The sequence below is a fragment of the Streptomyces sp. NPDC056479 genome (assembly GCF_042795335.1).
Classification (GTDB): domain Bacteria; phylum Actinomycetota; class Actinomycetes; order Streptomycetales; family Streptomycetaceae; genus Streptomyces.
Genome location: NZ_JBHTRZ010000008.1, coordinates 356,960 through 377,967, shown reverse-complemented (window position 1 = coordinate 377,967; position 21,008 = coordinate 356,960). Strand labels below are relative to the sequence as shown.

Here is a 21,008-nt window from a genome sequence, read left to right as displayed (position 1 = left end):
CCCCAAATCATCCTCCTGGTCGGGCCGGTTGTGTGGCTTCCAGGAGTTCGGCGAGTTCCACCAGGTCGGTGCCGGTGAGCCGGGGAAGTACGCAGCCGGAGAGGGTGCGGCAGGTGTCGCGCCAGGACGCCGGGATCGCCGTACCGCCGCCCAACGCGCCGGTCAGCGCGCCCGCCAGGGCCGGTGCCGAGTCCGCGACGCGGGAGAGACACGCGGCGGCGGGGACGGCCTCGGCGATACGGCCGTGCGCGGCGACCGTGAGGGCGAGGGCGACCGGGACGGTTTCGGCGGCGGCGATGCCGTAGCTGTAGACGTGGTCGACGATTTGGTGTTCGAGGAGAGGGATCAGGGCGAAGGCGCTGTCGGCGGCCCCGGCGAGCTTCAGCGCGTGGCGGGCGTTGCGGCCGATCTCCGTCTCCTCGGGGAGTTCGGCGAGCGCGGCCGTCACGCAGGCCTCGGTGTTCGCGCCGGCCAGGGCCAGGGCGAGGGCCGCCGCCATCGCCCGCGCGCCGTGCACGCCGTCGCCGTCCTGGGTGTAGCGGGCGTCGAACTCGGCGAGGTCGGCGGCGCGATGGGGGTCGCCGGGGTGCGCCACGGCGAGGACGCAGGCGCGTACGCAGGCCGCGTCGTCGAAGTAGTGCGGGTTGTCGTGGCCGGTGGCGGGCGGGCGCAGGCCGGTGGCGAGGTTGCCGAGGCCGGCGCGGACGGAGATGCGGGCGCGCAGGGGGAGGATCGCCGACTCGACCTCGGGCGCGCGGTCCGCCGCAGCGGCGACCTCGCTGGCCACGGCGTTCCAGGTGAGGTCGATCGCGGCTCGGGTGCGGCGTTCTCGGCTCAGGTCGCCGAGGACGGTGTCGTCGCCGGCTCTCAGGAGTGCCTCGGCTGCGAAGGCCGCCCATTCCGCGTCGTCGGAGGGGCCCAGGCGCAGCGGCTCCGGGGGTTGGTTCAGGGCCAGGGGGAGGGGGAGGGTGGTGGTGGCGTTCTGTTCGGCGAAGGTGTCCAGTTCGCGGGTGAGGCGGCGGGTCCATTCGGGCATGCGGGCGGCTCGGTGGCGGGCGGCGGGCCAGCCGGCGGCGTCACCTGCGGCCAGGCCGAGCAGGAGGCCGGCGATGCGGCTGCCCTCCGGAGGGAGCGCCGTGCCGGCCTCGGCTACCGGTGGCCCCAAGGGGGCGCGCTCGCCGTCGGCGGTCGCGGGTTCGGGTGGTTGTGTGAGGAGCGTGGGCCCGGGTTCGGGGGGTGTCGTCGTCGGGGTGCCCTCGTCCCAGGGGGTGGGCGGGTTCATCGTCGGACTCCTGCGCGTGGCGTCGGTGCCTCAGCTGCCGTGAGTCCTCCTGCCACCCACTTCCTGTCCTCCCCCGGCACCAGCAACTCGGCCACATCCAGCACGTGATGCCCGGCCATCGACGGCAGACAGCTCCCTCGTGCCTGCCCGATCGCCGCCCCCCACTCCGCCGGGATCGCCGACTCCCCCTGTGTCGCCCCGGCCAGCGCCCCCGCCACCGCCGCCGTCGTGTCCGCGTCCCGGCCCATGTTGACGGCCGTAAGGACCGCCTGGACGAAGTCGCCGTCCGCTGCCGCGTACGCCCCGAAGGCGAGGGCGACCGCCTCGGGCGCCAGGTCGGTCCATGGGTAGCCGCCGATGACCACCGCGGAGCGGACCGCGCGTTCGCCCCGGTGGGCCACCGCCACCGCCCGCCTCAGCGATCTGGCCGTCCAGGAGTCGTCCGGGACCACCGCGAGCGCCGAGGCCACCACCGCGATGGTCGGCGCCCCCGCCATCGCCGCCGCCACACCCGCCGCCACCGCCTGGCCGCCGTAGATGCCCTCGCCGTCATGGCTCACCGAGCCGTCGATCGCCACCAGCCGGGCGGCCTCCGACGGCCGGCCCGCCGCGAAGACGCCGAAGGGGGCCGCCCGCATGGCGAGGCCGTCGCTCCAGGCGTGCCGGTGCTGTGCGGAGATGGGGGCGGCCAGGCCGCGGCGGAGGTTCTCCAGCGTGCCGCGTTCGCTGAAGCCCGCGCCCCTGAACGGACCCTCCGCCCGGTCCGCGATCCACTCGTGCCAGGCGGCCTCCACATGGGCCGCGGTGAGGGCCGATCCGTGGCGGGCGAGAAGGAGGCCCGAGAAGATCGCGTACTCGGTGTCGTCCGTGCCGGAGGGGTTGTCGGACACGTAGCCCGTGATGCGGCCCCAGCGGGCGCGGATCTCGGACGGCTTCATGTTCTCCGCGGGGGCGCCGAGCGCGTCGCCGACCGCCAGGCCCAGCAGCGCGCCGCGCGCCCGTTCGCGGAGTTCGGCGGCGTCCCCGGGCGCCGGAACCGAGGGGATGCAGGCGATCGATGCCATACGCGGCCTCTCCTCCGGGGGCTCCGCCCAGGGCGCGGACCCCTTTGCGGATGTGTCCCACCGTCGGCGGTTGACCTGAGCCTCGGAAGCCCCGGTGTCACCCGGTCGACATCTGTGCGGGGTCACACACGAATGAGCGTTCTAAGGGAAAACCGCAGGTTAGCCCAGCCTTTCCTTGCTGGCGGGCAGGAATTTCCGGGCGTAGATTTGGCGTTGTCGAAGAATAGAACGTGTCTAAAGACAGCCTTACCTGAGTTCCTGGGGGACCTTCATGGCCATCATCGAGACCGAGGCGCCACTGCACGAGGCGCACCGCGACAACCACACCCACCGCGATGTGAACGGCGGCTGGCTGCGGCCCGCGGTCTTCGGTGCGATGGACGGGCTGGTCTCCAACCTCGCCCTGATGACCGGCGTCGCGGGCGGTGCGGTCGCCCAGCAGACCATTGTGCTGACCGGGCTCGCTGGGCTCGCGGCCGGGGCCTTCTCCATGGCCGCCGGCGAGTACACCTCCGTCGCCTCGCAGCGCGAGCTCGTCGAGGCCGAACTGGACGTCGAGCGGCGGGAGCTGAGAAAGCACCCGAAGGACGAGGAGGCCGAGCTCGCGGCGCTGTACGAGGCCCGGGGCGTCGAGCCGGAGCTCGCGCGTGCCGTGGCCGAGCAGCTCTCCCGCGATCCGGAGCTCGCGCTGGAGATACACGCCCGCGAGGAACTCGGCATCGACCCCGGTGATCTGCCGTCACCGCTGGTCGCGGCCGTCTCGTCGTTCGGGGCGTTCGCGCTGGGCGCCCTGCTGCCCGTACTGCCGTATCTGCTCGGTGCGACCGCGCTGTGGCCGGCCGTGCTGCTCGCGCTCGTCGGGCTGTTCCTGTGCGGTGCGGTCGTGGCCAAGGTGACCGCGCGCACCTGGTGGTACAGCGGGTTGCGGCAGCTCGCGCTGGGTGGTGCCGCGGCCGGTGTGACGTACGCCCTGGGGGGTTTGTTCGGAACGGCCGTAGGATAGGTCGCTGGAACTTATGCGACGGGCCGCATAAGTAGCCGTTACTCGCTGGTTTCGGATGCGTGACCACCGGGCATGAGCCGTAAGCGCTGTGGGCAATGAAGCCTGCGGCACACTCGCGGGGTCGGCGACGACGCCTCCTCCGCCCCCTGGATCGTCGGACATCGACCTGTCCCGCTCGGTCCCCACATACTTTCAAGCCATGTGCGCGGAACCCTTGTCGCAACCCATGGTGTCCGCATGGTGGAACGGATTATCCCGCTTCCCGAGAACCGCCCCATCATGTAACCTGCACGAAATTTTGCACTCACGCAGAGGGCCAACGTCGTCCCTCGGCAATCTGCATATGCCACATGACGACGACGGGAGAGCCGATGCGTACGCCGCGCCAGCCGTCCCAGCACTCCACGAATGGCCAGAACTGGTCGTTCATGGATGCTCGCCCTGCTGCGCAGGGTATGTACGACCCCCGCAACGAGCACGACGCCTGTGGCGTCGGCTTCGTGGCCACCCTCACCGGCGAGGCGAGCCACACGCTGGTCGAGCAGGCGCTCACCGTTCTGCGCAATCTCGAACACCGCGGCGCCACGGGCTCCGAGCCCGACTCGGGCGACGGCGCGGGCATCCTCTCCCAGGTGCCGGACGCCTTCCTCCGTGAGGTCGCCGGATTCGAGCTCCCCGAGGCCGGTGCGTACGCCGTCGGTATCGCCTTCCTGCCGGAGGAGGGGACCCAGGACGCCATCTCGCAGATCGAGACGATCGCGTCCGAGGAAGGTCTCACCGTCCTCGGCTGGCGCGAGGTTCCCGCCGCCCCCGAGCTGCTCGGTGCCACCGCCCGCTCGACGATGCCCGCCTTCCGGCAGATCTTCGTCACCGACGGCGCTTCGGAGGGCATCGCCCTCGACCGCAAGGCCTTTGTGCTGCGCAAGCGCGCCGAGCGCGAGGCCGGCGTCTACTTCCCGTCGCTGTCGGCCCGCACGATCGTCTACAAGGGCATGCTGACCACCGGCCAGCTGGAGCCCTTCTTCCCGGACCTGTCCGACCGCCGCTTCGCCTCGGCCGTCGCGCTCGTCCACTCGCGCTTCTCCACGAACACCTTCCCGTCGTGGCCGCTGGCGCACCCGTACCGCTTCGTCGCGCACAACGGTGAGATCAACACCGTCAAGGGCAACCGCAACTGGATGCGGGCCCGTGAGTCGCAGCTCGTCTCCGAGCTGTTCGGATCCGACGGCAAGGCCCTGGAGCGCATCTTCCCGGTGTGTACGCCGGACGCCTCCGACTCGGCGTCCTTCGACGAGGTGCTGGAGCTGCTCCACCTCGGTGGCCGCTCGCTGCCGCACTCCGTGCTGATGATGATCCCGGAGGCGTGGGAGAACCACGACTCCATGGACCCGGCCCGGCGCGCCTTCTACCAGTTCCACTCCACGATGATGGAGCCCTGGGACGGCCCGGCCTGTGTCACCTTCACCGACGGCACCCAGGTCGGCGCCGTGCTCGACCGCAACGGTCTGCGCCCCGGCCGCTACTGGGTCACCGACGACGGCCTCGTCGTCCTCGGCTCCGAGGTCGGCGTCCTCGACATCGACCCCGCCAAGGTCGTCCGCAAGGGCCGCCTCCAGCCCGGCCGCATGTTCCTCGTGGACACCGCCGAGCACCGCATCATCGAGGACGACGAGATCAAGGCCCAGCTCGCGGCGGAGAAGCCGTACGCCGAGTGGCTGGAAGCCGGCGAGATCGAGCTCTCCGACCTGCCCGAGCGCGAGCACATCGTGCACACGCACGCCTCGGTCACCCGCCGTCAGCAGACCTTCGGTTACACCGAGGAGGAGCTGCGCATCATCCTCGCGCCGATGGCCAAGGCCGGTGCCGAGCCGATCGGTTCGATGGGCACCGACTCGCCGATCGCCGCGCTGAGCGACCGCCCGCGGCTGCTGTTCGACTACTTCACCCAGCTGTTCGCGCAGGTCACCAACCCGCCGCTGGACGCCATCCGCGAGGAGCTCGTCACCTCGCTGAACTCCTCGCTGGGCCCGCAGGGCAATCTGCTCGACCCGACGGCCGCCTCCTGCCGCTCGGTCACCCTGCCCTTCCCGGTGATCGACAACGACGAGCTGGCCAAGCTCATCCACATCAACGCCGACGGCGACATGCCGGGCTTCAAGGCCGCGACCCTGTCCGGTCTGTTCCGGGTGCACGGTGGCGGTGACTCCCTCGCCGCGCGGATCGAGGAGATCTGCGCCGAGGCCGACGCCGCCATCGAGAACGGCGCCCGTCTGATCGTCCTGTCGGACCGGCACTCGGACGCCGAGCACGCGCCGATCCCGTCGCTGCTGCTCACCGCGGCCGTCCACCACCACCTCATCCGCACCAAGCAGCGCACCCACGTGGGCCTGCTGGTCGAGGCCGGTGACGTCCGCGAGGTCCACCACGTCGCCCTGCTCATCGGCTTCGGCGCCGCGGCCGTGAACCCGTACCTGGCGATGGAGTCCGTCGAGGACCTCGTCCGCGCGGGCACCTTCCTCTCGGACATCGAGGCCGAGAAGGCGATCCGCAACCTGATCTACGCCCTCGGCAAGGGCGTCCTGAAGGTCATGTCCAAGATGGGCATCTCGACCGTCGCCTCCTACCGCGGCGCCCAGGTCTTCGAGGCCGTCGGTCTCGACGACGCCTTCGTGGAGAAGTACTTCAACGGCACGGCCACCAAGATCGGCGGCGTCGGCATCGACGTCATCGCCAAGGAGGTCGCCGCCCGCCACGCCAAGGCGTACCCGGCCTCGGGCATCGCGCCCGCGCACCGCGCGCTGGAGATAGGCGGCGAGTACCAGTGGCGCCGTGAGGGTGAGCCGCATCTGTTCGACCCGGAGACGGTCTTCCGCCTCCAGCACTCGACGCGTGCCAACCGCTACGACATCTTCAAGAAGTACACGGACCGTGTGAACGAGCAGTCCGAGCGCCTGATGACGCTGCGCGGTCTGTTCGGCTTCAAGTCCGACCGGCAGCCGATCTCCATCGACGAGGTCGAGCCGGTTTCCGAGATCGTCAAGCGCTTCTCCACCGGCGCCATGTCGTACGGCTCCATCTCCAAGGAGGCGCACGAGACCCTCGCCATCGCCATGAACCAGTTGGGCGGCAAGTCCAACACCGGTGAGGGCGGCGAGGACCCGGACCGTCTGTACGACCCGGCGCGCCGGTCGTCCATCAAGCAGGTCGCCTCCGGCCGCTTCGGTGTGACCTCCGAGTACCTGGTCAACGCCGACGACATCCAGATCAAGATGGCCCAGGGCGCCAAGCCCGGTGAGGGCGGCCAGCTGCCCGGCCACAAGGTCTACCCGTGGGTCGCGAAGACGCGTCACTCGACGCCGGGCGTGGGCCTGATCTCCCCGCCGCCGCACCACGACATCTACTCCATCGAGGACCTGGCCCAGCTGATCCACGACCTGAAGAACGCGAACCCGCAGGCGCGGATTCACGTCAAGCTGGTCTCCGAGGTCGGCGTCGGCACGGTCGCCGCGGGTGTCTCCAAGGCACACGCGGACGTCGTACTCATCTCGGGTCACGACGGCGGTACGGGTGCCTCCCCGCTCACCTCGCTGAAGCACGCGGGCGGCCCCTGGGAGCTCGGTCTCGCCGAGACCCAGCAGACCCTGCTGCTCAACGGCCTGCGCGACCGTATCGTCGTGCAGACCGACGGCCAGCTGAAGACCGGCCGTGACGTCGTCATCGCCGCGCTGCTCGGCGCCGAGGAGTTCGGTTTCGCGACCGCGCCGCTCGTCGTCTCCGGCTGCGTCATGATGCGCGTCTGCCACCTGGACACCTGCCCGGTCGGCATCGCCACCCAGAACCCGACGCTGCGCGACCGGTTCACCGGCAAGGCCGAGTACGTCGTGAACTTCTTCCAGTTCATCGCCGAGGAGGTCCGCGAGATCCTCGCCGAGCTGGGCTTCCGCACCATCGAGGAGGCCGTCGGACACGCCGAGACGCTGGACGTCGCGCGTGCCGTCGACCACTGGAAGGCGCAGGGCCTGGACCTGGAGCCGCTGTTCCACGTGCCCGAGCTGCCCGAGGGCGCGGTGCGTCACCAGCTGATCGAGCAGGACCACGGCCTGGAGAAGGCGCTCGACAACGAGCTCGTCAAGCTCGCCGCCGACGCCCTGGCCGCGGACTCCGCGACCGACGCCCAGCCGGTGCGTGCCCAGGTCAAGGTCCGCAACATCAACCGCACGGTCGGCACCATGCTCGGCCACGAGGTCACCAAGAAGTTCGGTGGCGCGGGCCTGCCCGAGGACACCATCGACATCACCTTCACCGGCAGCGCGGGCCAGTCCTTCGGCGCCTTCCTCCCGCGCGGTGTCACGCTGCGTCTGGAGGGCGACGCCAACGACTACGTCGGCAAGGGTCTCTCCGGCGGCCGTGTGATCGTCCGCCCGGACCGGGCCGCCGACCACCTCGCCGAGTACTCGACGATCGCGGGCAACACCATCGCGTACGGCGCGACCGGCGGCGAGCTGTTCCTGCGCGGTCGTACGGGCGAGCGGTTCTGCGTCCGCAACTCCGGCGCGACGGTCGTCTCCGAGGGCGTGGGCGACCACGGCTGCGAGTACATGACCGGTGGCCACGCGGTGGTCCTGGGCGAGACGGGCCGTAACTTCGCGGCCGGTATGTCCGGCGGTATCGCGTACGTCATCGACCTCGACCGCGACAACGTCAACGTCGGCAACGTGAGCGCCGTCGAGGCCCTCGACGACACCGACAAGCAGTGGCTGCACGACGTGGTACGCCGCCACCAGGAGGAGACCGGCTCCACGGTCGCCGAGAAGCTCCTGGCCGAGTGGGAGACCGCCGTCGAGCGCTTCAGCAAGATCATCCCCAGCACGTACAAGGCAGTGCTCGCCGCCAAGGACGCCGCCGAGCGAGCCGGTCTCTCCGAGACCGAGATCACCGAGAAGATGATGGAGGCGGCGATCAATGGCTGACCCGAAGGGCTTCCTCAACCACGGGCGCGAGGTCGCCAAGTCCCGCCCCGTCGACGTACGCCTCAAGGACTGGAACGAGGTCTACGTCCCCGGCTCCCTGCTGCCGATCATCAGCAAGCAGGCCAGCCGCTGCATGGACTGCGGCATCCCGTTCTGTCACAACGGCTGTCCGCTCGGGAACCTCATCCCCGAGTGGAACGACTACGCCTACCGCGAGGACTGGACCGCCGCGTCGGAGCGCCTGCACGCCACGAACAACTTCCCGGAGTTCACGGGCCGCCTGTGCCCCGCTCCGTGTGAGTCGGCGTGTGTGCTCGGCATCAACCAGCCGGCCGTCACCATCAAGAACGTCGAGGTCTCGATCATCGACAAGGCGTGGGACAGCGGTGACGTCGAGCCGCAGATCCCGGAGCGCCTGTCCGGCAAGACCGTCGCCGTCATCGGCTCGGGCCCGGCGGGCCTCGCCGCCGCCCAGCAGCTGACCCGGGCCGGCCACACCGTGGCCGTGTACGAGCGCGCGGACCGCATCGGCGGCCTCCTGCGCTACGGCATCCCCGAGTTCAAGATGGAGAAGCGGCACATCAACCGCCGTATCGAGCAGATGCGCGCGGAGGGCACCCGCTTCCGTACCGGCATCGAGATCGGCAAGGACCTCAAGGCGACCGACCTGAAGAAGCGGTACGACGCGGTCGTCATCGCCGCCGGTGCCACGACCGCCCGTGATCTCCCGGTCCCCGGCCGCGAGCTCAAGGGCGTCTACCAGGCGATGGAGTACCTGCCGCTGGCCAACAAGGTCCAGGAGGGCGACTACGTGGTGTCGCCCATCTCGGCCGAGGGCAAGCACGTCGTCGTCATCGGCGGCGGCGACACCGGCGCCGACTGCGTGGGCACCGCCCACCGTCAGGGCGCTGCCTCGGTGACGCAGCTGGAGATCATGCCGAGGCCGGGCGAGGACCGTGCCGCGAACCAGCCGTGGCCGACCTTCCCGATGCTGTACAAGGTCACGTCCGCGCACGAGGAGGGCGGCGAGCGGGTCTACTCCGTCTCCACCACCCACTTCGAGGGCGACGAGGACGGCAACGTCCAGTGGCTGCATCTCACCGAGGTGGAGTTCATCGACGGCAAGCTGACCCCGAAGCCGGGCACCGAGCGCAAGATCCCGGCCCAGCTGGTCACCCTGGCCATGGGCTTCACCGGCACCGACCGCGAGAACGGCGTGGTCGAGCAGTTCGGCCTGGACCTCGACGAGCGCGGCAACGTCGCCCGCGACGCCGACTTCCAGACCAATGTGCCGGGCGTCTTCGTCGCCGGTGACGCGGGCCGCGGTCAGTCCCTCATCGTGTGGGCCATCGCGGAGGGCCGCTCGGCCGCCCGCGGCTGCGACCGCTTCCTGACCGGCGCGAGCGAACTTCCGGCCCCGATCCGCCCGACGGACCGCTCACTGATGGTCTGATCCGAAGGATCGAAAGACGTCCCGTACAAAGGCGTACGGGCGGGATATCTGGGGACAGAAAAATCAGCGGCTCCGCCGCGGGCCCCAGACCCCCGCGACGGCGCCTGCCCCTTGTCCCCGACCGGACGAATGGGCAGGCGCCGTCAACTTTTCGCCGTTCGCCGCCTACGGCACCCGGTACGTCTCCCCGTACACCCGCCACTCCAACGGCGTCCGCAGCCGCAGGTTCCCGTCGTAGAGGAACTGCCGCTGGGCCGTGTCGATGCGGGTGGTATCGGTGCCCGGGCGCTTCTCCCGCATGGCCCCCCGCCGGATGTCGAGGAAGATGTCCAGGTACGCCTTCTCCGAGCCGCCCTGGGACGGGGAGTTCGCCTCGCGCAGGGCGCGTTCCCGCAGGACATAGAAGCCGTCCTCGTCGATGCCGGGACCGTGGAAGACCATCGCGTCGAAATAGATGAACTGGCCCAGAGTGCCGAGGCCGTCGAGTTTGGCGAGGCGGACGGCCGGGTCGAAGTAGGCGCGGTCCCGCTCGGCGAGCTGGGCCTGCTGGAAGGCCGGCAGCTCGGCCTCCGCCTTCCAGGCGGCCGTGAAACCGGGGTCGAGTCCCTCGTGGGAGTCGGTGCCGTCGACGGCGCGCAGGGCCGGCAGGTACTGCGCGAGTCCGTTGTCCGGGTGGTCGGCGGTGTAGCGCTCGACCAGGGTGAGCAGGTCGTTCGTGCCGGTGCAGAAGCCGATGATGCCGGCCGTGTAGCCCTGGCCGTCCCCGATGTCCTCGATGTAGGCGAAGGCGCTGCGCCAGTCCAGCGTCGAGTTCTCGGCGCTGGACACGAGCTGCTGGGCCAGCTCCTTCTTCGCCGGGGCGGCCAGCCCCGGCGGCAGGCTCGCGAGCAGCTTGTCGTCCGCCGACCGCTCCTGCTCGGCGCGGCTCTTGGCGTCCTGGCGGGTAGCCTGCTGCGAGGAGGCGACGGAGGGCTCGGCCGGGCTCTCGGCGGAGTCGGTGGGGGCGAGGAAGTAGGCGGCCGCGGTGATGACGACGGGGACCGCCGCGAAGAACAGGATTCCGGTACGTCTCACTGGGCCATCCCTCCACCCGTCAGCTCCGCCACCTTGGCGAACGCGACCATCGTCAGCAGCACCAGCACACCCACACAGGCGACCACTTGGATCACGGTCTGGCGCGGTCCGCGCGGGGCGTAAGCGTAGGCCAGCGTCACCGCGGCCCCGGTCAGCAGGCCGCCCAGGTGGCCCTGCCAGGAGGTGAGGCCGGCGGAGAGCAGCAGCCACAGGAGCAGGAACACCATGAAGCGGTTGACGGCGCGCATGTCGGCGCCGACCCGGCGGGCCAGGACGTAGTAGGCGGCACCCAGGCCGAAGATCGCGCCCGACGCGCCGACCGACTCGACGTTGATGTCGGTGAGCAGCAGTTCGAACACCGAACCGCCCAGGGTCGCCAGCAGATAGAGGGCGACATAGCGGATCCGGCCCAGCATGGGCTCCACGATCCGGCCGAGCTGCCACAGCGAGACCATGTTCATCACGATGTGCAGCAGTCCGAAGGTGCCCTCGGTCGGCGGCAGATGCAGGAAACCGCCGGTCAGCAGCCGCTCCCACTGCCCCGCGACCACGCCCTCGGCATGGAAGTCGGACGGGTACCCGCTCTGGTAGACGTAGTGGCCGCCGTCCGGCCCGACCAGCCGGGCGCTGAGCATCGCGAACCGGTCCAGGATCTCCGGGCGCACCACCTCGGCCAGATAGGCGAGGACGTTCAGCCCGATGAGCACCGAGGTCACCAGCGGCGTCGCCGCGATCCGGCCGCCGACGACGGTCCGGGCCTGCCGCACCGACCGCGAGCCCTCCTTCACGCACTCCACGCACTGATGGCCGACGGACGCCTCCCGCATGCAGTCCGGGCAGATGTACCGGTCGCAGCGGGTGCAGCGGACGTAGGACTCCACCTTGGGATGGCGATAGCAGGTGGTTACGGCGGACTCGGTGGACTCGGGCTCCACAACCGGCTCCTCGGAGGACTGGACGAACGGTGAGCCGGTGGGGACGGCGACGGATAAAAATATCGAACACCTGTGGGTGGGGGGAGAGGCGGGGCCGGTGGTGTCGTAATCTCGGCACCCGGTGTGCTGTGCGAGGGGGAGAACGGATGGCGGCGATCAGTCTCAGCAAGGTGGAGGAGACCGCGCCCGCGCTGGTCAGCCTGTACAAGAGCGCCGGGGTGTCGCTCCGCAAGCACGGGCTGGACGGGGCGCGGGCCGCGGTCTATCTGGTGGTCGACTACTCCGGGTCGATGAAGCCGTACTACAAGGACGGCAGCGTGCAGGCGCTCGCCGACCGGGTGCTCGGCCTGTCGGCGCACCTCGACGACGACGGGACCGTGCCGGTGGTGTTCTTCTCCACCGACGTCGACGCCGTCACCGACATCGCGCTGGCCGATCACCGCGGGCGGATCGAGCGGATCGTGTCCGGGCTCGGCCACATGGGCAAGACCAGCTACCACCTGGCCATGGACGCCGTCATCGACCACTACCTGGACAGCGGCTCGCAGGAGCCCGCCCTGGTCGTGTTCCAGACCGACGGCGGCCCCATCAACAAGCTCGCCGCCGAACGGTACGTGTGCAAGGCCGCCCGGCTCCCGCTGTTCTGGCAGTTCATCGGGTTCGGGGACGCCACCAGCAAGCAGTTCGACTTCCTGCGCAAGCTCGACGAGCTGGCGGTGCCGGACAAACGGGTGATCGACAACGCGGGGTTCTTCCACGCCGGTTCCGATCCGCGGACCGTCTCCGACGCCGAGCTGTACGACCGTCTCATCGGGGAGTTCCCGAAGTGGCTGGTGGCGGCGCGGGCGCAGGGCATCGTCCGGACGCACTGACGTCCGAGCCGGGGTGGCCGCCCCCGTTGGCTCAGCCCGCACCCCCATGTCACCCTGAGGTGATCCGGCGGGGAGGCGACGACGTATGGACGGCGCACGAACGGGGAACGAGTCGGCGGCGGCGCGGCGGTCCGCGCCGCCGGGCAAGGGCGAGCGGGTCGCCGACTGGGCCGACGGACGGCTCGGGCTCTACGCGCTGGCCAAGGCCAACATGCGCAAGGTCTTCCCGGACCACCCGTCCTTCATGCTGGGCGAGGTCTGCCTCTACAGCTTCCTCGTGCTGATCCTCACCGGCGTCTACCTCACCCTGTTCTTCGACCCGAGCACCAACGAGGTCGTCTACAACGGCGGCTACGAGCCCCTCAACGGCGTCCTGATGACCAGGGCGTACGAGTCCACGCTCGACATCAGCTTCGATGTGCGCGGCGGGCTGCTCATCCGGCAGATCCACCACTGGGCGGCACTGGTCTTCGTCACCGGCATGCTCGTGCACATGATGCGGGTGTTCTTCACCGGCGCCTTCCGCAAGCCGCGCGAGCTGAACTGGGTGTTCGGCTGGACCCTGCTGATGCTCGGCATCATCACCGGCCTGACCGGCTACTCCCTCCCCGACGACCTGCTGTCCGGCACCGGTCTGCGGTTCGCGCACGGCGCGATCCTGTCCATCCCGATCGTGGGGACGTATGTGGCGTTCTTCCTCTTCGGCGGGGAGTTCCCCGGGGAGGACTTCATCGCGCGGCTGTACCCGGTCCACATCCTGCTGCTGCCCGGGATCATGCTGGGACTGGTGGTCGCCCATCTGATCCTGGTCTTCTACCACAAGCACACGCAGTACCCGGGCCCCGGCCGCACCCAGAAGTCGGTCGTCGGCATGCCCTTCCTGCCGGTGTACATGGCCAAGGCGGGCGGCTTCTTCTTCCTCGTCTTCGGTGTGCTGGCGTTCATGGGCGGCGTCGCCAGCATCAACCCCGTCTGGGCCTTCGGGCCCTACCGCCCCGACCTGGTGACCACGGGCGCCCAGCCCGACTGGTACCTGGGCTTCTCCGAGGGACTGATCCGGGTGATGCCGGGATGGGAGCTCAACGCCTGGGGCCACACCCTGGAACTGGGCGTCTTCATCCCCTTCTCGCTCTTCCCGCTGATCCTGCTCGCGCTCGGCCTGTACCCCTTCCTGGAGGCGTGGGTCACCGGCGACAGACGTGAGCACCACATCCTCGACCGGCCCCGCAACATGCCCGTGCGCACCGGGCTCGGCGCGGCCTGGCTGAGCCTGTACGCCGTGCTGCTGATCGGCGGCGGCAACGACATCGTGGCCACGCATCTGCATCTGTCCATCAACTCGATCACCTGGTTCGTGCGGGTCGCGGTCTTCGTGGTGCCGGTCGTCACCTACTCGGTGACCAAGCGCATCTGTCTCGGACTGCAGCGCCGGGACCGGGCCAAGGTGCTGCACGGCAGGGAGACCGGCACCATCAAACGGCTGCCGCAGGGCGAGTACATCGAGGTCCACGAGCCGCTCGCGCAGGGGGAGCTGTTCACCCTCACCCAGCACGAGGAGCATCCGCCGTACGAGATCGGCCCGCGCGTCGACGCGAACGGCGTCCGGCGGCGGGTCACCGCCTCCCAGCGGGTGCGGGCACGGCTGGCGGAGGCGATGTTCGGTACTCGGTCGCGGATCCCCAAGCCGACGGCGGAGGAGTACCGCGAGATCACCAGCGGCGATCACCACCACTGAGCACCGTGTCCCTGCAGGCGTCCGGGCTGCCCCAGGCGGTCCGCAGGGCACGGGCCTTGGTCAGCCACAGCGACAGGTCGTACTCCGCCGTGTAGCCGATCGCGCCGTGCAACTGGAGGGCCGTACGGGCCGTCGCGTACGCGGCCTCGCAGGCGGCGACCTTGGCGGCGGCGACATCGGCCGGGTCCATCGTGAGCCCGGCGCCGAGGACGAGGGGCCGGGCGAACTCCAGGCCGATCTTCGCGTCGGCGAGGCGATGCTTCACGGCCTGGAACGAGCCGATGGGGACACCGAACTGGGTGCGCTGCTTGACGTAGGCGACCGTTCTGTCGAGGAGCGTCAGACCGACGCCGAGGGCTTGGGCGGCGGTGGTCAGCCGGGCATGGGCGAGCGCGTGGGCGTGGGCGGTGGGCGGGTCGGGGCTGAGGAGCTCGCCGCCGGGGGCGAGGGGGGTGAGGCGGCGGGCCGGGTCCAGGGAGGAGCGCACGGGGCCATGGCCGGGGGAGAGGTACAGGCCGTCCGGGGTGAGCGCGAGGTGGGTGGTGGCCGCGTCGCCGTCCAGCGCGTACGGCGCCGTCCACGCCAGCGTCGCCATGGCGTCCCCGGCGGCCAGCGCCGGCAGGAGCCGCTTGGCCGGGCCGGGGTCCGGCAGCCCGGCGAGCAGGGCCGCCGCCGTGACCGTCTCCACCAGGGGCCCCGGAACCGCGTGGCGCCCCAATTCCACGAAGGCGAGGGCGAGTTCGACGGGCCGGGGGCCCAGTCCTTCGCAGGTCTCGGGAACGGCCAGCGCGAACACCCCCGCCTCGGCGACCCGGGACCACAGCGCACGGCCACCGGCATGGTCGCCCAGGCTCCACTCCCGTACGACCGACGGTGTGTCCGACGCCGTCAGCATCGCGTCCAGCGAGTCGGCGAAGGCACGCTGCTCGGCGTCGAGGAGGAACCTCATCAGCGGCGCCCCTTCGGCAGGCCGAGCAGGCGCTCGGCGATGATGTCGCGCTGGATCTCGTTCGTCCCCGCGTAGATGGGGCCGGCCAGGGAGAAGACGTAGCGCTCGGACCAGTCGGTGTCCGCCGTCTCGCCCTCGGCGCCGAGGAGATCGAGGGCCGTCTCGTGCAGGGCGATGTCGTACTCCGACCAGAAGACCTTGTTCAGGCTGGACTCCGGGCCGATCTCCCCCACGCTCGAATCCGCTCGCGCGGGGGGACCCCCACCGCTGTCGAGGAAGCGGCAGGCGGCGGCGTAGGTGAAGAGCTGGTAGGCGCGGGCACCGATCAGGGCGTCGGCCACGCGGGTCCGCGCGCTCTCCGGGGTGCCCTGGGAGCGCCAGAGGCGGTGCAGGCGGCCGGCGCTCGCCAGGAAGCGGCCCGGGGAGCGCAGCATCAGTCCGCGTTCGTTGCCCGCCGTCGACATCGCGATCCGCCAGCCCTGGCCCGGTGCGCCGATCACGTCCTCGTCCGGCACGAAGACCTCGTCCAGGAACAGCTCGGCGAAGGCGGGCTTGCCGTCGAGGCGGGCGATGGGACGGACCGTGACGCCGGGGGCGCGCAGATCGAACATCAGGTAGGTCAGGCCCTGGTGGGGCTTCGGGGCGTCCGGATCGGTGCGGAACAGGCCGAAGGCGCGGTCGGCGAAGGCGGCGCGCGAGGACCAGGTCTTCTGGCCGGACAGCAGCCAGCCTCCGTCGGTGCGCACGGCCTTCGACCGGAGCGAGGCCAGATCGGAGCCCGCCTCCGGCTCGGACCAGGCCTGCGCCCAGACCACCTCGCCGGTCGCCATCGGCGGGAGCACACGGGCGCGCTGCTCCCGCGTGCCGTGGTCGAAGAGGGTCGGGGCCAGGAGGCTGACGCCGTTCTGCCCGACGCGGCCCGGTGCGTCCGCCGCGTAGTACTCCTCCTCGAACAGCAGCCACCGTAGGAGTGAGGCGTCCCGGCCGCCGTACGCCGCCGGCCAGTTCACCACCGACCAGCGGTCCGCGGCCAGCTCGGCCTCCCACGCCCGGTGCGCCGCGAAGCCCTCCTCGGTCTCCAGGGAGGGGAGCGGATCGGGCGGCACATGCGCGTGCAGCCAGGCACGGGCCTCGGCGCGGAACGCCTCGTCGGCGCTCGAGTGGGTCAGGTCCACCGTCGCCCTCCCTCGGAGCCTTGCGAGTCTTCCCTAACAAGTGTTTGGTAGGTTAGCGTGCTGCTATGACAAACGTCGAGGCGCCGACGTACGTTCCCGGGCACGGACTGCTTCGCGGGCGCACGGCCGTCATCACCGCGGCGGCCGGTGCCGGCATCGGCGGGGCGACCGCGCGCCGCTTCCTCGAAGAGGGCGCGCACGTGCTGATCAGCGACACGCACGCGCGTCGGCTGAAGGAGTGCGAGGCGGAACTGGCCCGGGACTTCGAGGGCGCGGTCACGTCCGCGGTGTGCGACGTCACCGACGAGACCCAGGTGCGCGCGCTGTTCGACACCGCCGTGCAGCAGCACGGCAGGCTCGACATCGTCGTCAACAACGCGGGCCTGGGCGGGACTTCGCCGCTCGTGGACATGACCGACGAGCAGTGGTCGAAGGTCCTCGACGTGACCTTGAACGGCACCTTCCGATGCACCCGGGCCGCCCTGCGACACCTGCGGGACACCGGCGGCGGTGTGATCGTCAACAACGCCTCCGTCGTCGGCTGGCGCGCCCAGGCCGGGCAGGCGCACTACGCGGCCGCGAAGGCGGGGGTGATGGCGCTGACCCGGTGCGCGGCGATCGAGGCGGCCGAGTACGGCGTACGGGTCAACGCCGTCTCGCCGAGCCTCGCCATGCACCCGCACCTGGCCAAGGTGACGACCCCCGAACTGCTTGAGGAACTGACCGCCCGCGAGGCCTTCGGACGGTACGCCGAGCCCTGGGAGGTGGCCAATGTGATCGTCTTCCTGGCCTCGCCCTACTCCTCGTACATGACCGGGGAGATCGTCTCCGTCAGCAGCCAGCACGCCTAGGACGACAATGGACCCGTGCCGACCAAGAAGAAGCCCCAGGTGACCGCCGCGGCCGCCCGGCGTCGCGAACTCCTCGAAACCGCCGCCGAGGTCTTCGCCGAGCAGGGCTACAACGCCACCACCGTCCGCAAGATCGCCGACCACGCGGGCATGCTCGCGGGCAGCCTCTACTACCACTTCGACTCCAAGGAGTCGATGCTCGAGGAGATCCTGCGGACCTTCCTCGACGAGCTGTGGCACGGCTACGACGCCGTCCTGGAGGCCGAATCCGGCCCGCGCGAGACGCTGGAGGCCCTGGTCACCGAGTCGTTCCGGGAGATCGACCGGCATCGGGCCGCCGTGGCGATCTACCAGAAGGAGAACCGGCAGCTCGTCGCGCAGGAGCGGTTCGCGTTCCTCGCCGAGTCGCAGCGCAAGTTCGAGAAGGCGTGGCTGTCCACGCTGGAGCGCGGGGTCGCGGCCGAGGTCTTCCGGGCCGACCTCGACGTCCGGCTCACCTACCGGTTCGTGCGGGACACGGTGTGGGTCGCCGCGTCCTGGTACCGGCCCGGCGGACAGCACACCCCCGAGGAGATCGCCCGGCAGTACCTGTCGATGGTGCTGGACGGGATCGCCGTACGCACATAACCCACCGTTCCCATTGGGGAGTTGCCATGGCCGAGGCCTACATAGTCGAAGCGGTCCGTACGCCCGTGGGGCGGCGCAAAGGAGGGCTCAGCGCGGTCCACCCGGCCGACCTGGGCGCGCATGTGCTGAAGGAACTGGTGGCGCGCGCGGGCATGGACCCGGCCGCCGTCGAGGACGTCGTCTTCGGCTGTCTGGACGCCGTCGGGCCGCAGGCCGGGGACATCGCGCGGACCTGCTGGCTGGTCGCGGGGCTGCCCGAGGAGGTGCCGGGGGTGACCGTGGACCGGCAGTGCGGGTCCTCGCAGCAGGCCGTGCACTTCGCCGCGCAGGGCGTGCTGTCCGGCACCCAGGACCTCGTGGTCGCGGGCGGCGTGCAGAACATGTCGATGATCCCCATCGCCTTCGCCACCCGGCAGGCCGCCGAGCCGCTGGGGCTCACCGCGGGGCCCTTCGCGGGCAGCGAGGGCTGGCGGGCACGGTACGGGGAGAAGCCGGTGAACCAGTTCGCCGGCGCCGAGATGATCGCCGCCAAGTGGGGGATCAGCCGGCAGGACCAGGAGGAGTTCGCGCTGCGCTCGCACCGGCGGGCCCTGCGGGCCATCGACGAGGGGCGCTTCGAGCGGGAGGTCGTCCCTTACGGGCAGGTCGCCGTGGACGAGGGGCCGCGGCGGGACACCTCGCTGGAGAAGATGGCCGGGCTGAAGCCGGTCATCGACGGCGGCACGATCACGGCGGCCTGTTCCTCACAGGTCTCCGACGGCGCCGCGGCGATGCTGCTGGCCTCGGAGCGGGCGGTGCGCGAGCATGGGCTCACGCCCCGGGCCCGGGTGCACCATCTCTCGGTGCGCGGTGAGGATCCCATCCGCATGCTCACCGCCCCCATACCGGCCACTGCCCACGCCCTGAAGAAGACCGGCCTGTCCATCGCCGACATCGACCTCGTCGAGATCAACGAGGCCTTCGCGCCGGTCGTCCTGGCCTGGCTGAAGGAGACCGGCGCGGATCCTGACAAGGTCAATGTCAACGGCGGAGCGATCGCTCTGGGGCATCCGCTGGGGGCGACCGGGGTCAAGCTGATGACGACCCTGCTGCATGAACTGGAGCGTACGGGCGGCCGGTTCGGGCTTCAGACGATGTGCGAGGGCGGCGGACAGGCCAATGTGACGATCATCGAGAGGTTGTGAGACGCCTCCGGGACTGCCGGGAGTGCCGGGACGGGGAGGAGCGCCGGGAGGGGGCCGCGGGAGCCTAGAAGCCCGCCAGCCCCTCTCGCGCCTCCTCCGCCTCCTTCATGATCCGCTCCACCAGCTCCGCGCACGACGGCAGGTCCGCGATCACCCCGGCCACCTGCCCGGACGCCATCACCCCCAGATCTGTACGGCCGTCCACCATGGACGCTTTCAGCAGCATCGGCGTGTTCGCGGCGAGCAGGACCTGGCTCCAGGTCAGGTCCTTGCCGTGTCTGAGCGCACGGCCGTCCTGGATCATCCGGCGCCAGCTCGTGCCGGACAGCTTCCGGTAGCCCACCGCCCTGCGGACCGCCTGAAGGAGAGCCCTCGTTCGGCCGGAGCGCTCCAGGGCGTCGACCAGGTCCGTGCGCAGCATGCGGTGGGGCAGGCCGTCCACGGCCGTGGTGACCGTGACGTCCCGGACGGTCGCCGCCAGATACCGCGCCTTCACGGGGTCCGGCACCGTCGAGTCCGACGTCAGCAGGAACCGCGTGCCCATGGCGATACCAGCCGCCCCGTAGGCCAGCGCCGCGACCAGTCCCCGCCCGTCGAAGAAGCCGCCCGCCGCCACGACCGGTATGTCCACGGCATCCACCACCTGCGGCAGCAGCACCGTCGTCGCCACCTCGCCGGTGTGCCCGCCGCCCTCGCCGCCCTGCACGATCACCGCGTCCGCGCCCCAGGCGGCGACCTTCTCGGCATGCCGCCGGGCGCCGATCGAGGGGATCACGACCACGCCCGCGCCCTTGAGCTCGGCCATCAGCTCACGGGAGGGCGCGAGGGCGAAGCTGGCGACCCGCACACCCTCGGCGATCATGACGCTCACCCGGTCGCCGGCGTCCAAGGCATCCGCCCGGAGGTTCACCCCGAACGGCGCGTCCGTACGGGACTTGACCTCCCGTATCGCCGCACGCAGCCGGTCGACCGTCATCGTCGCGGAGGCCAGCATGCCCAGCGCTCCCGCGTTCGCCGTCGCCGAGACCAGCCGTGGGCCCGCCACCCAGCCCATGCCCGTCTGCACGATCGGATGGCGGACCCCGACCAGCCGGGTCAGCGGTGTCTCCATCACGCGGCCACCTCCCGGGCGCGCGTGTTCCCCGGATCGATCACCTCGCGGATGAGCCGTAGTTCCTCGGCGGTGGGTGGCCGGGACTCCGCCACGTCGTCCGGGACGGTCAGCTCGAACGCCGTCGCCTCCCTGATCTGATCCAGGGTGACTCCAGGGTGGAGCGAGACCAGGCGCATGGAGTGGTCGGGTGTGCCGAAGTCGAAGACGCCCAGATCGGAGACGACCCGGGGGATGCGGTGGTGGCGGGCATCGCCGGCGTGGTCGTATCCGACACCGCACACCATGTCGACCTTCTCGACGAAGACCCGCCGGGAGTGCTTCGGGATCCAGTAACTGGTGGGGTTGTTCAGCGTGTTGACCGGTGCTCCGCGCACGCCGAGCAGCTGGCGTCTCGGCTTCGCCCAGTCGCCGATGCAGGAGATGTTCTGGTTGCCGTACCGGTCGATCTGGCTCGCGCCCATCATCACGTGCCGTCGGCCGCCGGTGACCAGGGCGAGATGCTGCCGGTACGGCAGCCAGCCCTCGACGGTGCCGTCCGGGGCGACCAGCATCGCCTCGCCGTCGGTCATCAGCAGGTCCGGCGAGAAGGTGCGCCGCGCGAGCCGGGCACCGATGGACGGGATCAGACCCATCGGGCTGGCCAGCACCTCCCCGTTGTCGCGCCAGGCCTCGGCGCAGGCGATCACGCAGTGCTCGGCGCGGGTGACCTCCGTCATGGCT

The 21,008-nt window shown here is 70.7% G+C and carries 16 protein-coding genes; 8 read left to right on the top strand and 8 right to left on the bottom strand.

Going from position 1 to position 21,008, the window contains the following annotated elements:
• Positions 1 to 7: 7 nt before the first annotated feature.
• Both ACFQ6S_RS30715 and ACFQ6S_RS30710 read right to left on the bottom strand, forming a co-directional pair.
• Complete coding sequence (locus ACFQ6S_RS30715; protein ID WP_383416807.1) at positions 8 to 1,282, bottom strand: ADP-ribosylglycohydrolase family protein; 1,275 nt, start codon at positions 1,280 to 1,282, stop codon at positions 8 to 10.
• Positions 1,279 to 2,346, bottom strand: a complete 1,068-nt coding sequence (locus ACFQ6S_RS30710) for an ADP-ribosylglycohydrolase family protein (protein ID WP_383416804.1) — start codon at positions 2,344 to 2,346, stop codon at positions 1,279 to 1,281. The genes ACFQ6S_RS30715 and ACFQ6S_RS30710 overlap by 4 nt, the downstream gene beginning before the upstream one ends.
• A gap of 271 nt (positions 2,347 to 2,617) precedes the next feature.
• Here ACFQ6S_RS30710 and ACFQ6S_RS30705 point away from each other — a divergent pair, with 271 nt between their 5' ends.
• The 3 genes from ACFQ6S_RS30705 (at position 2,618) to ACFQ6S_RS30695 (ending at position 9,772) form a co-directional block, all read left to right on the top strand.
• A complete protein-coding gene (locus ACFQ6S_RS30705) occupies positions 2,618 to 3,349 on the top strand; it encodes a VIT1/CCC1 transporter family protein (RefSeq protein ID WP_383416801.1) in 732 nt (243 codons plus the stop codon).
• A gap of 371 nt (positions 3,350 to 3,720) precedes the next feature.
• A complete protein-coding gene (gene gltB, locus ACFQ6S_RS30700) occupies positions 3,721 to 8,319 on the top strand; it encodes a glutamate synthase large subunit (protein WP_383417263.1) in 4,599 nt (1,532 codons plus the stop codon).
• Positions 8,312 to 9,772 (top strand): glutamate synthase subunit beta, encoded by a 1,461-nt coding sequence (locus tag ACFQ6S_RS30695; RefSeq protein WP_383416799.1) that lies wholly within the window; start codon positions 8,312 to 8,314, stop codon positions 9,770 to 9,772. Before gltB ends, ACFQ6S_RS30695 begins: the two co-directional genes overlap by 8 nt.
• A 165-nt stretch (positions 9,773 to 9,937) precedes the next feature.
• On the opposite strand, the gene ACFQ6S_RS30690 is transcribed toward ACFQ6S_RS30695, so the two are convergent.
• Together ACFQ6S_RS30690 and ACFQ6S_RS30685 are read right to left on the bottom strand one after the other, a co-directional pair.
• Positions 9,938 to 10,846, bottom strand: coding sequence for a chitosanase (locus tag ACFQ6S_RS30690; protein ID WP_383416797.1), 909 nt, complete (start codon positions 10,844 to 10,846; stop codon positions 9,938 to 9,940).
• The gene (locus tag ACFQ6S_RS30685) at positions 10,843 to 11,781 is read right to left on the bottom strand and encodes a rhomboid family intramembrane serine protease (protein WP_383416794.1); all 939 of its coding nucleotides are present in this window, start codon (positions 11,779 to 11,781) and stop codon (positions 10,843 to 10,845) included. The genes ACFQ6S_RS30690 and ACFQ6S_RS30685 overlap by 4 nt, the downstream gene beginning before the upstream one ends.
• Before the next feature lie 146 nt (positions 11,782 to 11,927).
• Between ACFQ6S_RS30685 and ACFQ6S_RS30680 the strand changes: the two genes are divergently transcribed.
• Both ACFQ6S_RS30680 and ACFQ6S_RS30675 read left to right on the top strand, forming a co-directional pair.
• Positions 11,928 to 12,653 (top strand): vWA domain-containing protein, encoded by a 726-nt coding sequence (locus ACFQ6S_RS30680; protein WP_383416792.1) that lies wholly within the window; start codon positions 11,928 to 11,930, stop codon positions 12,651 to 12,653.
• Between the two features lie 85 nt (positions 12,654 to 12,738).
• Positions 12,739 to 14,388, top strand: a complete 1,650-nt coding sequence (locus tag ACFQ6S_RS30675) for a cytochrome bc complex cytochrome b subunit (protein ID WP_383416789.1) — start codon at positions 12,739 to 12,741, stop codon at positions 14,386 to 14,388.
• Here ACFQ6S_RS30675 and ACFQ6S_RS30670 read toward each other — a convergent pair.
• Together ACFQ6S_RS30670 and ACFQ6S_RS30665 are read right to left on the bottom strand one after the other, a co-directional pair.
• Positions 14,363 to 15,337, bottom strand: coding sequence for an acyl-CoA dehydrogenase family protein (locus ACFQ6S_RS30670; RefSeq protein ID WP_383416786.1), 975 nt, complete (start codon positions 15,335 to 15,337; stop codon positions 14,363 to 14,365). The genes ACFQ6S_RS30675 and ACFQ6S_RS30670 overlap by 26 nt on opposite strands.
• The gene (locus ACFQ6S_RS30665; protein ID WP_383416783.1) at positions 15,337 to 16,512 is read right to left on the bottom strand and encodes an acyl-CoA dehydrogenase family protein; all 1,176 of its coding nucleotides are present in this window, start codon (positions 16,510 to 16,512) and stop codon (positions 15,337 to 15,339) included. Before ACFQ6S_RS30665 ends, ACFQ6S_RS30670 begins: the two co-directional genes overlap by 1 nt.
• Positions 16,513 to 16,577: 65 nt before the next feature.
• Between ACFQ6S_RS30665 and ACFQ6S_RS30660 the strand changes: the two genes are divergently transcribed.
• From ACFQ6S_RS30660 to ACFQ6S_RS30650, 3 genes are read left to right on the top strand one after another with little or no spacing between them, the layout of a single operon-like run.
• Positions 16,578 to 17,363 carry an SDR family oxidoreductase gene (locus ACFQ6S_RS30660; protein WP_383416780.1) on the top strand — a complete coding sequence of 262 codons (786 nt, stop codon included), beginning with the start codon at positions 16,578 to 16,580 and terminating at the stop codon, positions 17,361 to 17,363.
• A gap of 15 nt (positions 17,364 to 17,378) precedes the next feature.
• The gene (locus ACFQ6S_RS30655; protein WP_383416777.1) at positions 17,379 to 17,990 is read left to right on the top strand and encodes a TetR/AcrR family transcriptional regulator; all 612 of its coding nucleotides are present in this window, start codon (positions 17,379 to 17,381) and stop codon (positions 17,988 to 17,990) included.
• Between the two features lie 26 nt (positions 17,991 to 18,016).
• Positions 18,017 to 19,174, top strand: a complete 1,158-nt coding sequence (locus ACFQ6S_RS30650) for an acetyl-CoA C-acetyltransferase (RefSeq protein WP_383416774.1) — start codon at positions 18,017 to 18,019, stop codon at positions 19,172 to 19,174.
• 64 nt (positions 19,175 to 19,238) lie between these two features.
• Here the strand turns inward: ACFQ6S_RS30650 and ACFQ6S_RS30645 are convergent, their stop codons facing one another.
• Positions 19,239 to 20,285: an NAD(P)H-dependent flavin oxidoreductase gene (locus ACFQ6S_RS30645; RefSeq protein WP_383416771.1), complete on the bottom strand. Its 1,047-nt coding sequence runs from the start codon at positions 20,283 to 20,285 to the stop codon at positions 19,239 to 19,241.
• Positions 20,285 to 21,004, bottom strand: a complete 720-nt coding sequence (locus tag ACFQ6S_RS30640) for a CoA-transferase subunit beta (RefSeq protein WP_383416769.1) — start codon at positions 21,002 to 21,004, stop codon at positions 20,285 to 20,287. The genes ACFQ6S_RS30645 and ACFQ6S_RS30640 overlap by 1 nt, the downstream gene beginning before the upstream one ends.
• Between the last annotated feature and the right edge of the window lie 4 nt (positions 21,005 to 21,008).